This window comes from Flavobacterium sp. ACN6 (genome assembly GCF_002304005.1).
Lineage (GTDB): Bacteria > Bacteroidota > Bacteroidia > Flavobacteriales > Flavobacteriaceae > Flavobacterium.
In genome coordinates, this window is record NZ_MRCQ01000003.1 from 58,314 (window position 1) to 72,357 (window position 14,044).

At 32.5% G+C, this 14,044-nt stretch carries 13 protein-coding genes and 1 riboswitch; of the genes, 8 read left to right on the forward strand and 5 right to left on the reverse strand.

Going from position 1 to position 14,044, the window contains the following annotated elements; translation table 11 throughout:
- Positions 1–39: 39 nt before the first annotated feature.
- Positions 40–237, forward strand: a riboswitch (cobalamin riboswitch).
- Between the two features lie 26 nt (positions 238–263).
- Positions 264–2,117 (forward strand): TonB-dependent siderophore receptor, encoded by a 1,854-nt coding sequence (locus tag BSF42_RS05595; RefSeq protein ID WP_095952428.1) that lies wholly within the window; start codon positions 264–266, stop codon positions 2,115–2,117.
- Positions 2,118–2,120: 3 nt separating this feature from the next.
- Entirely contained in the window at positions 2,121–3,155 is a 1,035-nt protein-coding gene (locus tag BSF42_RS05600; protein WP_095952131.1) for a YncE family protein, read from the forward strand.
- An 85-nt stretch (positions 3,156–3,240) separates the two neighbouring features.
- On the opposite strand, the gene BSF42_RS05605 is transcribed toward BSF42_RS05600, so the two are convergent.
- Positions 3,241–4,701, reverse strand: a complete 1,461-nt coding sequence (locus BSF42_RS05605; RefSeq protein WP_095952132.1) for a S41 family peptidase — start codon at positions 4,699–4,701, stop codon at positions 3,241–3,243.
- A 165-nt stretch (positions 4,702–4,866) separates the two neighbouring features.
- Here BSF42_RS05605 and BSF42_RS05610 point away from each other — a divergent pair, with 165 nt between their 5' ends.
- From BSF42_RS05610 to yiaA, 5 genes are all read left to right on the forward strand, one after another.
- Positions 4,867–5,376, forward strand: a complete 510-nt coding sequence (locus BSF42_RS05610; protein ID WP_095952133.1) for an RNA polymerase sigma factor — start codon at positions 4,867–4,869, stop codon at positions 5,374–5,376.
- Positions 5,363–5,827: a hypothetical protein gene (locus BSF42_RS05615; protein WP_095952134.1), complete on the forward strand. Its 465-nt coding sequence runs from the start codon at positions 5,363–5,365 to the stop codon at positions 5,825–5,827. Before BSF42_RS05610 ends, BSF42_RS05615 begins: the two co-directional genes overlap by 14 nt.
- 18 nt (positions 5,828–5,845) lie before the next feature.
- Positions 5,846–6,373 (forward strand): DUF4252 domain-containing protein, encoded by a 528-nt coding sequence (locus tag BSF42_RS05620; protein ID WP_095952135.1) that lies wholly within the window; start codon positions 5,846–5,848, stop codon positions 6,371–6,373.
- A 1-nt stretch (position 6,374) separates the two neighbouring features.
- On the forward strand, positions 6,375–6,914 hold the full coding sequence (locus BSF42_RS05625; RefSeq protein WP_095952136.1) for a DUF4252 domain-containing protein: 540 nt from the start codon (positions 6,375–6,377) through the stop codon (positions 6,912–6,914).
- Positions 6,915–7,101: 187 nt separating this feature from the next.
- Positions 7,102–7,500 (forward strand): inner membrane protein YiaA, encoded by a 399-nt coding sequence (gene yiaA / locus BSF42_RS05630; RefSeq protein WP_095952137.1) that lies wholly within the window; start codon positions 7,102–7,104, stop codon positions 7,498–7,500.
- 335 nt (positions 7,501–7,835) lie between these two features.
- Here the strand turns inward: yiaA and BSF42_RS05635 are convergent, their stop codons facing one another.
- The 3 genes from BSF42_RS05635 to rpmH all read right to left on the reverse strand — a co-directional run bounded on the left by BSF42_RS05635 (position 7,836) and on the right by rpmH (position 12,359).
- Positions 7,836–9,029, reverse strand: a complete 1,194-nt coding sequence (locus BSF42_RS05635) for a M57 family metalloprotease (protein WP_095952138.1) — start codon at positions 9,027–9,029, stop codon at positions 7,836–7,838.
- A gap of 164 nt (positions 9,030–9,193) precedes the next feature.
- The gene (gene carB, locus BSF42_RS05640) at positions 9,194–12,049 is read right to left on the reverse strand and encodes a carbamoyl-phosphate synthase large subunit (protein ID WP_095952139.1); all 2,856 of its coding nucleotides are present in this window, start codon (positions 12,047–12,049) and stop codon (positions 9,194–9,196) included.
- Positions 12,050–12,197: 148 nt separating this feature from the next.
- On the reverse strand, positions 12,198–12,359 hold the full coding sequence (gene rpmH, locus BSF42_RS05645; protein WP_008464848.1) for a 50S ribosomal protein L34: 162 nt from the start codon (positions 12,357–12,359) through the stop codon (positions 12,198–12,200).
- Positions 12,360–12,524: 165 nt separating this feature from the next.
- Between rpmH and BSF42_RS05650 the strand changes: the two genes are divergently transcribed.
- On the forward strand, positions 12,525–13,040 hold the full coding sequence (locus BSF42_RS05650; RefSeq protein ID WP_095952140.1) for a hypothetical protein: 516 nt from the start codon (positions 12,525–12,527) through the stop codon (positions 13,038–13,040).
- Positions 13,041–13,360: 320 nt separating this feature from the next.
- Here BSF42_RS05650 and BSF42_RS05655 read toward each other — a convergent pair whose 3' ends face one another.
- Positions 13,361–14,020 (reverse strand): alpha/beta hydrolase family protein, encoded by a 660-nt coding sequence (locus BSF42_RS05655; RefSeq protein ID WP_095952141.1) that lies wholly within the window; start codon positions 14,018–14,020, stop codon positions 13,361–13,363.
- Positions 14,021–14,044 lie beyond the last annotated feature (24 nt).

Sequence of the window (14,044 nt, forward strand, 5' to 3'; positions counted from 1 at the left end):
AAAGTGAAACAAATTTGAATATTCAATATTTTTAACTTTATCTTTGCAGCAAATTAAGGTTGTGTTTTTATAAACACATTAAAAGGGAATCAAGTAATTTCTTGAGCTGTACCCGCAACTGTAAGCTAAGTTCTAAAAGAATGTTTGTTGTAACTGCAAAACCACTGTTCGCTGGACGAATGGGAAGGTAACAACAAAACGCAAGCCAGGAGACCTGCCTTTGTAACCAATATCGAACTCTCGGGAAAAAGAGTGTAGAAATTATGACTATAAAACTAGGTTTTGCTTTTTGTTTACTGTTGTTGTGCCAAATAACTATGGCGCAGAGCGATTCTATTAATAACCTAAAAGAAGTTGTCGTTTCTGACGCAAATCTTAAAAAATATTCTACTTCACAATCTGTTTTAAGGCTTACCGATTCTGTTATCAATAAAAACGAAGCTTTACTAACCGACTTATTAAACTTTAATTCTACTTTATATTTCAAAGAATATGGACGCGGAATGCTTTCTACTGTTTCGTTTAGAGGGACTACTTCTTCGCAGACTGCAGTAATATGGAACGGAATCAATATCAATTCCCAAATGAATGGAAGCACGGATTTCAACACCATTTCTGGTTCCGATTATAATTCAGTTAGTGTAAAAGCCGGAGGTGGAAGTGTTATTTACGGAAGTGGCGCCATTGGAGGAACGGTGCATTTAAATAACGATTTGGTCTTTTTTAATCGTTTTGAGAATAATTTAAAACTAGATTACGGAAGTTTTAATACTATTGGAATCAATTATAAAACTTCTATTTCTAACAAAAAATGGAGTACGCAGCTTGGTTTTTCTAAAAACAGCTCGACGAACGATTACAAATATTTAAATCGATACACTTGGAGAGGCGAACAGCGCTGGAACCAAAATGGGCAGTATGACATTATTACTTTGAATGCAAATGTGGGTTATAAAATAAACGAAAACCATGTTTTAAAGCTTTACAGCCAGACTTCGAACACCGATCGAAATACTTCTCTAATTACAGAATCGGAAACGAAAAGTAAATATGTGAATGGTTTTAATAGAAATCTGTTGGAATACGATGGAAATTACGGAAAGCTGAAAACGAACTTTAAAACAGCATATATTTTTGAAAACTATCAATATTTTGCTGACAATTCAAGTAACAACTTTACTTACGGAAAAACCGAAAATTTAATTACAAAATTAGATTTAGATTATACTTTATTTAAATCTACTCACATCAACGGAATTGCCGATTACAGCAGAACAAATGGTTACGGAACTAGTTTTGGAGACCATGTTCGCGAAATTAGTTCGGCTTCTTTATTAGTAAGACAAGATATTGGCAGTAACTGGAAAAATGAACTTGGAATAAGAAAAGAATTTACCGATAATTATAAATCGCCGCTATTATTCAACTTCGGTTCTTCTTATAAATTCAATGATTTATATAATTTAAAATTGAATGTTTCCAGAAATTTCAGAATTCCAACATACAATGATTTGTATTGGGAAACAGGTGGAAATCCAGATCTAAAACCTGAAAGCTCTTATCAAGCAGAAATTGGAAATGTGTTTACGTTCAAAAATATTTCCTGGACACAGAATTTCTATTACATAAAAATAAAAGATATGCTGCAGTGGGTTCCAGGTGCAAACGGTATTTGGACACCACAAAACCAAGACAAAGTAAACAGTTACGGAACTGAAACTTTATTGAGCTGGAAAAAGAGTTATGGCAAAAACAATTTTGCAGTAAATGCAACATACGCTTACACAGTATCACAGGATGATGAAACAAAAAATCAGCTGTTTTTTGTTCCTTTTAATAAAGCTACTGGCGCCGTTTCGTATTCTAGAAATAAAATCAGCGCTTATTATCAAGTTCTATATAACGGATTTGTTTATACAAGAGCAGACAATAATCCTGATGAAATTATAAACGATTATTTAATTTCAAATATCGGAATTGATTATGATCTAAAATTTTTAGATTCTTTTAAAGTAGGTTTTCAAGTTTTAAACCTTTTAAATAAAGACTACGAAAGTTTAGAAAACAGGCCAATGCCAGGCCGTAATTTTAATATGTATATAACCTTAAAATTTTAATATATGAAGTTTAGTAAATTACTTTTAATAGCGTTAAGCATTTCGTTATTCGTTTCTTGTTCAAGCGATGATGACGATACTCCAAAAGGTGCTTATGACAATGGTTTTTTTATTTTGAATGAAGGAAGTTCAGATGTTGGAAGTGTATCATTCTCTAGTAATGATTTTAGTGTATTTACAAAAGATGCTTATAAAGCAGAAAATGGAAGTGATTTAATTGGAGGCTATTTACAGAATATCTTTTTTGACGGAGATAAAGCTTATATTATTTCTGGTGGATCTAACGTAATCAATGTAGTAAACCGATATACTTTTAAATTAATTGCAAAAATCGATTCAGGTCTTGCAACTCCAAGATACGGTGTTGTAAAAGATGGAAAAGCGTATGTTACAAACGCAAACACTTACTCGTACATTAACCCAGCGACTGGAGATACGGACGATTTTGTTGCGGTAATTAATTTGGCTACTAATAAAGTAGAATCAAAAATTGAATTAAATGCAACTGCAAACAGATTGGTTTTAGAAGATGGTAAATTGTACATCACTGAACCAAACAGCAGCAGTAAACTGCTAATTGTAAATATTGCTACAAAAGCAGTTGAGTCTTTAGAAATTGGTTACAGCGCAGATTGCATCGAAGAAGAAAATGGTACTTTATTCATTTTAAGAGCTCCTTTTACAGGTACTGGAGAATTAGTAAAAGTGAAAATGTCAGATAAATCAATTTCTAAAATTGCATTCCCAGAAAGTTTAGCTGGAGTTAGTTTAATGGATATTGAAGACGACAAAATTTATTATACAGCAGGAAGTTCTGTTTATGCTATGGGTATTAACGCAACAGCTCCTTCTACAACAGCAATTGTTACAACACCTGCTGCTTATATATACGGATTTACAGTTGAAGATAATCGTTTTTATGTAGCAGATGCAAAATTCGATAAAGACAGTAAAGCATTTATTTACAGCTTGTCTGGAAGTTTATTAAAAGAATTAGCAACTGGAGCAGGATCAAACGGTTTTTACTTCAACGATTAATTTAAACTACTTAGAATTAGTTTTTGTTTTTTTTACGAAAAAAGGCTTTCATTTCTGAAAGCCTTTTTTATTTCTTAGAATTTAATTAAAATCCTTTTGGTGTAGTTTTAAGATACATACCGTGTTTCAATCCGTTGATAATTTTCGAATCTGTTAAGTAAGGACGTTCTGGTTCTGAATCGTTGAAAATTCTTTTAGCAGTTGTTCCTGTAATTTTTGAAATTGCAAGATTTAGGTATGGTTCTGATGTTTCTCCTAAAACCCCAAAAGTACTTACCTGCTCATATTGCTGATATGTTGGCTGTAAACCTTGCGTGTAATCTCCAAAATTAGCCGAATTGGTAATTTTTAAAACCAAAGGCTGCATTGCGTATTTATGATTTGGATTAACATTCTTTTTTGTCAATGTTTCTGAATCGTAAACTGTAAACGATCCAACATTTTTTCCTGTTGTTGTTTCACCAATTTGAACTACATTAATATAAGGTTTCAATCCGTTGATGATTAATTCACTTGCAGATGCTGTACTTTCGGTTGTAATAATATAAACTGTATTTAAGTTTAAACTGTTTAATGCTTTTCCATCAATATTATTGACAAATCTTTCGTTTAGACTTTCCAAATCATCATTGGTAAAACTTTTCATTTGCTTGGCATTAAATTCCATTTTAGAAAAAACCTGACCTTCAAACTGTCCAGTAATCATACTTGCCAGTCTGGTTGAAGATGTAATAGATCCTCCTCCATTATATCTAAGATCTAAAATTAAATCTGTCGCTCCTTGCGCTTTTAATTCACCAAATGCTTGATTAAGTCTATCATCGTATTCAGCATAAAAACCATTATACATTAAATAACCAATTTTATGACTTCCTGAAGTAATTACTTTATTAATCAAAATAGGATTTTCTTCTAAAACCGTTTTCGTTAAAGCAACCGATTTCCCATTCAAAACAAAAGTAGTTCCATTATAATCAGCTAGATTTAAAGTATAACTATCTTGATTCAATAATAATTGCTGATAATTAGAAACCGTAAGTTTTGTTCCGTTTACGCTTGTAAACAAATCACCACGTTTAATGGCTTTTGTAGAGGCATCAGAATTTGGTATAATATAACGAACAAATCCAACAACATCATTTGAACCAGAAGAAATAAGGCTCAATCTAAAATCGACACCATTATTTTTTGTGATTCCGCTTAGTTCTTGTTCCAAAACAGTGTAGTCATCAACAATCCAGCTGAAACGGTCAATCGCATCTCCGTTAGGATATTTACTTTCTGGTTTATTCAATAAATCTTCAAACAAATCTTCTGGCTTAGAATATCCTCGTAAAAAACTATTGAAATCATTTTCGTTAGCAAAACGGTTATCAGCCAAATTAGGTACATCGGCCTGCCATAAATAAACTTCATTTAATCCTCTCCAGATAAAACTATTAATTTGTAAATCTGCCGGCGCGGCAACATCATCATTATCTTCACAAGATTGCAAAGAAAAAGCAAATAGGAAAAGTAGCAGGGCGCTCTTTAAAAGTGTTTTCATATTATTTGGGTTTCTTAGTGGTATGATGTAAAAGTAATATCTTTAGTTTTAGCTTTGTCAAAAAAGCAGTATTTTTTTTACGTAAAAAAAAATTTGTTTTTTGTTGTAACAAATCTAATTGTACCTCGTCTTGAATATATAAGCTAACGATTAACCATCAGTTTAATGAACCAAGTTGTATTTATAGAATTAATAAATCCTTTTAAAGACAAAGTTTTTCGTCTGGCAAAAAGATTGCTTACAAGTACTGAAGAAGCCGAAGATGCTACTCAGGAAGTAATGGTGAAATTATGGAACAAGAAAGAAAATCTCGAAAGTTATAATAGTGTTGAGGCCTTGGCCATGACAATGACTAAGAATTACTGTCTTGACCAGTTAAAATCTAAAAGAGCGAGTAATCTGCAGATTGTTCATAATAATTTCACAGATCGCGAACCGCAGTTAGACAAAAAACTGGAAGATGAAAATAGTCTGGAATGGGTTGAAAAAATTATAAATCAGCTGCCAGAACAAATGCAGTTATTAATTCAGCTCCGTGATGTTGAACAATATGAATTTGACGAAATAGCAAAAATTGTCAACATGAACGAAACTGCAATACGAGTGGCACTTTCGAGAGCAAGAAAAAAAATAAGAGAATCAATGACAAATACACACCTTTATGGAACTAAATAAAATAGAAGAAATAATTGAAAAATACTTTCAGGGAGAAACCACTATTGCCGAAGAAAATCAACTAAAAGAATATTTTTCTTCACCGAATGTTGCGCAGCATTTGGAGCACTACAAGCCTATGTTTGGCTATTTCTCTCTAGCAAAAGAACAGAAGTCGACGTATGAGATTCCACTACAAACTAAAAAACGAAACGTAGCGTGGTTATCGATTGCAGCTTCAGCTGTTATTATGCTCGGAATTGGAACCTATTATTTTGCCGGCGAACAAAAAATCACTACTAATACAGTAGCCTCGCAGACAGAGTTAGGAACCTATGATAGTCCTGAAGAAGCACTTAAAGCTACACAAAAAGCTTTGGCTCTATTATCAAACAATGTTAATGTGGGTATTGAAAGTGTACAATACATTAACGAATATGAACAGTCAAAAAACAAAATTTTTAAGCAATAATTAAAATCAATCAGAAAAATGAAAAATTTAATCATAACACTAGTTTTCGCATTCGTAACAAGTACTTTTTATGCACAATCCGCTTTTGACAAATTTGATGGTCAAGACGATGTGACATCAGTAATTGTCAACAAAAAAATGTTTGACTTAATGAGTAAAGTAAAAGTTGATGCTTCTGATAAAGAAACACAACAGTACATTGCTCTAATCAAAAAATTGGATTACCTAAAAGTGTTTACCACAAAAAATCCAAAAATCGAAGCCGATATGAAATCAACAGCTGATAAATACATAAAAACAGCTGGCTTAGAAGAATTAATGCGTGTAAATGACAGCGGTAAAAATGTTAGAATAATGGTAAAATCTGGTGCAACAGACACAAAAATTAAAGAATTACTAATGTTTGTTGACGGAGCAAAAAATGATGAAACTGTTTTATTATCTTTAACTGGTAATTTTGATCTAAACGAAATCTCAGTATTAACAGATAAAATGCAGCTTCCTGGCGGTACCGACTTAAAGAAAGCTTCTAAAGGCAAAAAATAAAATGAAAGGAAAAATTTTCACCTTAGCACTTATGGCTGTACTAACTTTAGTAAGCTGTAATTCTGAACCAACATTACAAAAGTATTTTGTTGAAAACACAGAAAACAAAGATTTTATCGCATTGGATATTTCACCCAATATTTTAAATCTTGAAAAAACGAAACTTTCTGCTGAACAGACAGAAGCCGTTAATTCTTTCGAAAAAATGAATATTCTGGCTTTCAAGGCAAATGATAAAAATCAGGCGCAGTTTGAAACAGAAAGAACTAAAGTGAATGCCATTTTAAAAAATCCAAAGTACGAACAATTAATGAAATTTGGATCTGGTAAAGATGGTGCATCTGTAAGCTACGTCGGATCAGAAGACAATATTAAAGAGTTTGTAGTGTTCCTAAACCGAAAAGAAACTGGTTTTGCTGTAGTTCGTGTTTTAGGTGAAGATATGAATCCGAATAATATTATGACATTAATGTCTGTTTTACAAAAATCTAAAATAGATATGGATCAGTTAAAACCTTTAGAACAACTGATGAAAAAATAACATCTTACTTTTATATTCTAAGAAAGCTCCAGTTTTGGAGCTTTTCTTTTTTCATGAATAAAGAAGACAATACTTACTAATTTAGGTTTGATTTTATTTTGTCAATAGACGAATTTAATTACATTTACAAAATGAGTTTTGGAATTACCAAAAAACAAAATCTCATAAATAAACAAACCTAATTAATATGATACAAAAAACATCAAATGCCTTTATCGCGGCATCGTGGGTAGCTCTTGGAGCCGGAACAATTGGATTTATTGTTGGACTTGCCAGAGCCGAAATGCTTTTAAACGAAAAAGGATATTACTTTACAGTTTTAATGTTCGGACTTTTTGCTGTAGTTTCATTGCAGAAAAGTGTTAGAGACAGACTTGAAAAACTTCCTGTAACTGATATGTACTATGGAATCTGCTGGTTCGGAACACTTCTATCAATCGTTCTTTTAGTTGTAGGATTATGGAATGCTACTATTCTGCCAAGCGAAAAAGGGTTCTATGCATTTGCATTTTTGTTAGCGTTATTTGGTGCTATTTCTGTGCAGAAAAATACAAGAGATAATATGAACTTTGGTCAAAGTGAATAATTCTAAAAAAAGAAAAAAAATCATTCACTAGGAATTTCTGATCGGTCGAATTAAATTTCAATTTCAGCTATACGTTCCTAGGGAACGTTTGATTAATGCGTCAGAATTTGTCATTTCGTAAAACAGGTGTCCCTACAGGACACAAATACTACATAATACATTTTTTTTTCTACCGATGAGATATTCCTACGGAATATACAATTCGTTCTGAGTGACTCTGCTCCTATTAAATTAATTTATATCACTAATCTTATCAACTTTTTAGGACGAGACATATCATAAAAAAACCTCCAATTTACATTGGAGGTTTTTTTATCGCTTGAAATATTGCTAGTTTAGAACACAATCCCATCATACTTGCCGTTTTTAGCAATTTTATGCAGAACGAAACCATAAGTCAGCCTTAACAAAGGTCCTGAATTGTCGGTTGTATAGATGTCTTGTGTAGAATTCTTATAACAATACAAAGCCGTAGTTCCAGGATATTGTTCAAGATATAAATATCCTAAAATTACATCACTTGAAGCCATTTGAGATTTACTTAATTTATGCCCTTTTTCAACACTACCATTTATTGACCTATATAAAGGCACAGTTCCAGATACTTGTGTAGAATATAAATATCCTAAATCTCCATCAAAAACATAGCCATCCTTGCCATTAGTTATTTCACAAGGATCTATTGTGTAAAAATAGTATCCATTCCTTTTAAATCTATATAATTTTATTGCTCCTAATTCTACAGGATACAAAGTACTAATCGCAATTTTATCAAATACAGAAAACCCTTCCCATTCCCTAACCTTCGAAAACATTATAGAAGACATTTCTGAAATTGGAGTACAAGGTATTAATCGTCCCCCATCATCATCAGTATGATATAGTCCGAAACAGTGACCAAATTCATGAGTCATTACGCTGACTTTTTCTGATGCTGTTTTTCCATTATAATAAGTATTTATTATAATAGATTTACCAGGTTGACGATCGTGAGTAGGGTATGAAGCTGTGGCAACTACACCTGATTTCTTTCCTTGATTTAACGCCGTTACATTGATACTTGTAGGTGTTACTACATCTACTAATGAGATATTGATACTTGAATTTATAGTATTCCAATTACTTATTGCTTCAATTATTGCGACTTTCCATTGTGATGTTACTTCTGGAGCAATATAAACTTTTATTAACTCCGAATTTTCTTTAGAGACTGGCAAACCATTAAATCTTTGATTTGTTTTATTTGTAATTTTAGTTTTTATATTATTAAAATGTCCTCTTGCTTCTTCTAATGGCATCAATACATCTCCATCAATTATAAAAGTGCTCGTATTTAAATCATAAATAATTTTTTTTGAATTCAGACCTAAATTCTCCGAAAGAAAATTAATTAATGCACTAATTTCAGGTGTTTCTTGTTCGGTTAATGTCCCTTCTTCAATTACTTTATTTTCATCTTTGTTACATTGTATTAAAAGTAGCGGGAAGCATAAAGCAATCATCATTACTATTCTTTTTGTCTTTTTCATGGCTAATAGTCAAATTATTTTAAGATTAATCACACGAAAATAAACCTAAAATAAGTTAATTCCTACTTTAATTAAATATTCTTCTTTTAATTTATTAACGGAAACTATTATAAAAGAAAAAGCTCCAATTTACATTGGAGCTTTTCATATAATAAATCTGAGAATTATTTACTCAAATACATTTTTCTTCTAGAGTACAATTCATAGAATTGATCATCTTTTAAGTCATCAATAAACAAGATGCTTTCTCCTGTTGACTTCATTTCTGGTCCTAGCGCTTTGTTTACGTTCGGAAACTTGCTGAAAGAGAAAACGGGTTGTTTGATTGCGTACCCTTTTAATTGCGGGTTGAAATCAAAGTCAGTTACTTTATTATGACCTAACATTACTTTTGTAGCATAGTTTACATAAGGTTCTCCGTAAGCTTTTGCAATAAACGGAACCGTTCTTGAAGCTCTTGGGTTTGCCTCGATAATATAAACCGTATCATCTTTAATTGCAAACTGAATATTTATTAAACCTACTGTTTTTAAAGCTCTTGCGATTTTATAAGTATGGTCTTTAATTTGCTGCATTACAAATTCTCCTAAGTTAAAAGGAGGCAATGTTGCGTTACTGTCTCCAGAGTGAACACCGCAAGGCTCAATATGCTCCATAATTCCGATGATGTAAACATTTCCATCAGCATCACAAATGGCATCAGCTTCAGCTTCAATTGCTCCAGCTAAATAGTGATCCAGCAATAATTTATTTCCTGGAATTGTTTTCAACAAATCGATAACGTGCTCTTCAAGCTCTTTCTTATTGATCACAATTTTCATTCCCTGACCTCCTAATACATAAGAAGGGCGAATTAAAAGCGGGAAATCTAAAGTGTCAGCCAAAGTTGAAGCTTCGTCAGCAGTTTCTGCAATTCCAAATCTTGGGAAAGGAATATTTAATTCTGTCAATAAATCTGAGAATCTTCCTCTGTCTTCTGCTAAATCAAGTGCGTCAAAACTAGTTCCGATGATTTTTACACCATATTTAGATAATTTATCTGCTAATTTAAGTGCAGTCTGACCACCAAGCTGAACGATTACACCTTCTGGTTTTTCGTGTTGTATGATGTCGTAAATATGTTCCCAGAAAACTGGTTCGAAATATAATTTATCAGCTGTATCAAAATCTGTAGAAACTGTTTCAGGATTACAGTTAATCATGATCGTTTCGTAACCACATTCTTTTGCTGCTAAAACTCCGTGTACACAAGAATAATCAAACTCAATTCCCTGACCAATTCTGTTTGGTCCAGAACCAAGAACGATAACTTTCTTTTTATCTGTTACAACACTTTCGTTATCAACAAAACGCTCTCCGTTTGCTTTTTCAATTTCTGCTTCAAAAGTGGAGTAGTAATAAGGTGTTTTTGCTTTAAACTCAGCCGCACAAGTATCAACCAATTTAAACACACGGTTAATGTTTTTTTCCATACGTAAAGTATGTACTTCACTTTCCAGACAATTCATCATGTGAGCGATTTGTCTGTCTGCAAAACCTTTTTGTTTCGCTTCAAGCAGCAATTCTTTAGGAAGATTAGAAATTTTATAGTTTGAAATTTCTTTCTCTAAAACATATAATTCTTCGTATTGTTTCAAGAACCACATATCGATTCTTGTAATTTCATGAATCGTACTCAACGGAATTCCCATTGCGATTGCATCATAAATTACGAAAACACGATCCCAGCTTGCATACGTAAGTTTTTCGATAATCTGCTCGTAATCTTTATATCCTTTTCCGTCAGCTCCTAACCCATTTCTTTTAATTTCTAAAGATTGAGTTGCTTTGTGAAGCGCCTCTTGAAAAGAACGTCCGATTCCCATAACCTCACCTACAGATTTCATTTGAAGTCCTAAAGTTCTGTCAGATCCTTCGAATTTATCAAAGTTCCAACGCGGTATTTTTACGATTACATAATCTAAAGTTGGTTCAAAAAGAGCCGAAGTAGATTTTGTAATTTGATTTTGTAATTCATCTAAATTATATCCTAAAGCAAGTTTAGAAGCAATTTTAGCAATTGGATAACCAGTTGCTTTTGAAGCCAATGCAGAAGAACGAGATACACGAGGGTTAATTTCGATCGCTACGATATCTTCTTTTTCGTCTGGAGAAACTGCGAATTGTACATTACAACCTCCAGCAAAATTTCCGATACTTCTCATCATTAAGATGGCGTAGTCACGTAATTTTTGGAAAGTAGTATCAGACAAAGTCATTGCCGGCGCAACTGTAATCGAATCTCCAGTGTGGATTCCCATTGGATCCATATTTTCGATAGAACAGATAATTACAACATTATCGTTTTTATCTCTTAAAAGTTCTAACTCATATTCTTTCCATCCCATTAAAGCTTTATCAATTAAAACTTCGTGAATTGGAGAAGCTTCAAGTCCGCGAGTTAAAAGCTCATCAAAATCTTCTTTTTTGTAAACTACTGCTGCTCCAGTTCCTCCAAGTGTAAACGATGGACGAATTACTAAAGGAAATCCAAATTCTTGTGCAATTTCTTTTCCTTCTAAATATGAAGTAGCTGTTTTTGCAGGTGCAGTTGGAACATTAATTCTTTCTAAAAGCTGTTTAAACTGCTCTCTATCTTCTGTAATATTAATTGCGTTTACATCAACACCGATTAATCTTACTCCGAAATCCTGCCAGATTCCTTTTTCTTCAGCTTCCAAACACAAGTTTAATGCAGTTTGTCCTCCCATTGTTGGTAAAACAGCGTCAATTTGTGGATGTTCCTTAAGAATTTCAATAATCGATTTTGTCGTTAATGGTTTCAAATAAATATGATCGGCCATAGATGGGTCGGTCATAATCGTCGCTGGATTCGAGTTAATTAAGATAACTTCAATTCCTTCTTCACGAATAGAACGTGCAGATTGAGAACCTGCATAGTCGAATTCGCAAGCTTGACCAATAACAATAGGTCCCGAACCTATTATTAAAACTGATTTAATTGATGTGTCTTTAGGCATTTTGTATGTATTGTGTAGTTATATAAAGTACTTCTAAAAAACATTCGTAGTCTATTCTAAACTAGAACGTTGCAAGTTTTTTTACCGACAAGGTATAAAAAAAGGCGATACTAAAAAAGTAATCGCCTTATGTATGTTTATACAAACATTATTTTTTGTGTCTAGGTTCGCTAGAAACAGTTAATTTATGTCTTCCTTTTGCTCTTCTACGCGCTAGAACTTTTCTTCCATTCGCAGAAGCCATTCTGTCCATAAATCCGTGCTTATTTCTTCTTTTTCTTTTCGATGGTTGAAATGTTCTTTTGCTCATTGCTTTGTATCTTTAAAATGGTATCTAATATCTTTTTCTAGTTTTTAATATCGTTGCTCAAAAACCGAGTGCAAATATACAAAGACTTTTTTTTCTGGCAAGTAGTTTTATAAAAATATTTTTAATTCCTTTTACTATCTTTGCAATCACAAATTTACATTAATTATGTTTCACAAAAATATTAAACTTATTTTGGCCGGACTTCTTGTTGTAGCTGGCGTTTACGAAATTATCGATCATGAAGTAGGAACTGGGATCTTTCTTATAATACTAACTGCAATTCCAATTTTTCTTTACTTTAAAAACGAATTTATCCTTTTAGCTTTCCTAAAATTAAGAAAACAAGATTTTGAAGGCGCTAAAAAATGGCTGTCATATATTAAAAATCCAGAAGGAGCATTAGTAAGAAAACAACAAGGTTACTTAAACTATTTACAAGGAATCATGTTATCTCAGACAAATATCAACCAAGCAGAGAAACATTTTAAGAAAGCTATCGAACTTGGACTATCTATGGATATGGATTTAGCTGTAGCTAAATTGAACCTTGCAGGAGTGGCAATGTCACGCAGAAGAAAACTGGAAGCGACTAATTTATTAAACGAAGCTAAAAAATTAGACAAACAAGGTATGCTGAAAGAGCAAATCACGATGATGAAAGAACAAATGAAGAAAATCTAAATTTCTTTAAATCACAATATTTAAAATCCCAAATTCCAATTAATGGTTTTTGGGATTTTTTTTATTTTAGATTTCTGAGTTTAGATTTTAGATTTTTCTTCTATTGAAAAGAATACCGTTTAGCTTGTCAATTTCGACCGAAGAGAAATCACAGGCGTAACTCTACAAAGATTGGCGATTTTGATTGGGGAGTTTCTTGCGGAGATCCCTCGTTCCCCGGGATGACAAGATTGCGAGTAATAACTTTGCGCGTAAATCTTTGTCAAAGTTTTAAACTTTGACAAAGATATCGAACCGGCCAAAAAATTGGAATTTTCGAATTAATCTTCCAATATAATAGATGGCAAATTCTCATTCAGCCATTTGTATTTATTAAGAATCATAATATGAGTACCTCCTTTTACGATAATACACTTATTAATATATTTTATTGGGAAAACATCGTCTTTATCGCCGTGAATATGTATTACGTTTTCATCGATTTGATTTCTATCCCAACGAATTACGCTTTCTACAGCCCATTGCAGATAGCCTAAATCACGTACCGCTAAAAACTTTTCATAGAGCTTAATTCTTTTATTTACTTTTTCTCCAAAAGAAAATTTGGCTAATTTTTCTACATTCAGAATTAACTGCATCGGAATTAACTTGTATGCTTTTGTGCTCTTGCCTATTTTCATTCTTCTCGGAAATTCAACATTACTTCTAACACTGGATACAATGATAACTTTTCGGGCATTTATATGCTTTGCAATTTCCTGAACCAGAATCCCGCCAAAGGAAACTCCAATTAAAACAGGATTTTCATGCTTTATATTTTTACTTATTCGCAGTGCATAATCTGACAATGATTCTTTAGGCTTTGGGATTTCCCATTCTAAGAGGCACATTTCAAAAATTGTTCCATCCAGTTTTATTCTTTCAAAAATAGATGAACTTGCCGCCAGACCCGGCATAAAATAAACAGGAATCTTACTCATATTATTAAAATGAAATTTATCATT

Bases quoted from the DNA above. Each gene is read 5' to 3' on its own strand.
- BSF42_RS05595 (WP_095952428.1), top strand. From the start codon at position 264: ATGACTATAAAACTAGGTTTTGCTTTTTGTTTACTGTTGTTGTGCCAA.
- carB (WP_095952139.1), bottom strand. From the start codon at position 12,049: ATGCCTAAAGACACATCAATTAAATCAGTTTTAATAATAGGTTCGGGA.
- BSF42_RS05600 (WP_095952131.1), top strand. From the start codon at position 2,121: ATGAAGTTTAGTAAATTACTTTTAATAGCGTTAAGCATTTCGTTATTC.
- rpmH (WP_008464848.1), bottom strand. From the start codon at position 12,359: ATGAGCAAAAGAACATTTCAACCATCGAAAAGAAAAAGAAGAAATAAG.
- BSF42_RS05620 (WP_095952135.1), top strand. From the start codon at position 5,846: ATGAAAAATTTAATCATAACACTAGTTTTCGCATTCGTAACAAGTACT.
- BSF42_RS05625 (WP_095952136.1), top strand. From the start codon at position 6,375: ATGAAAGGAAAAATTTTCACCTTAGCACTTATGGCTGTACTAACTTTA.
- BSF42_RS05615 (WP_095952134.1), top strand. From the start codon at position 5,363: ATGGAACTAAATAAAATAGAAGAAATAATTGAAAAATACTTTCAGGGA.
- BSF42_RS05655 (WP_095952141.1), bottom strand. From the start codon at position 14,020: ATGAGTAAGATTCCTGTTTATTTTATGCCGGGTCTGGCGGCAAGTTCA.
- yiaA (WP_095952137.1), top strand. From the start codon at position 7,102: ATGATACAAAAAACATCAAATGCCTTTATCGCGGCATCGTGGGTAGCT.
- BSF42_RS05650 (WP_095952140.1), top strand. From the start codon at position 12,525: ATGTTTCACAAAAATATTAAACTTATTTTGGCCGGACTTCTTGTTGTA.
- BSF42_RS05610 (WP_095952133.1), top strand. From the start codon at position 4,867: ATGAACCAAGTTGTATTTATAGAATTAATAAATCCTTTTAAAGACAAA.
- BSF42_RS05635 (WP_095952138.1), bottom strand. From the start codon at position 9,029: ATGAAAAAGACAAAAAGAATAGTAATGATGATTGCTTTATGCTTCCCG.
- BSF42_RS05605 (WP_095952132.1), bottom strand. From the start codon at position 4,701: ATGAAAACACTTTTAAAGAGCGCCCTGCTACTTTTCCTATTTGCTTTT.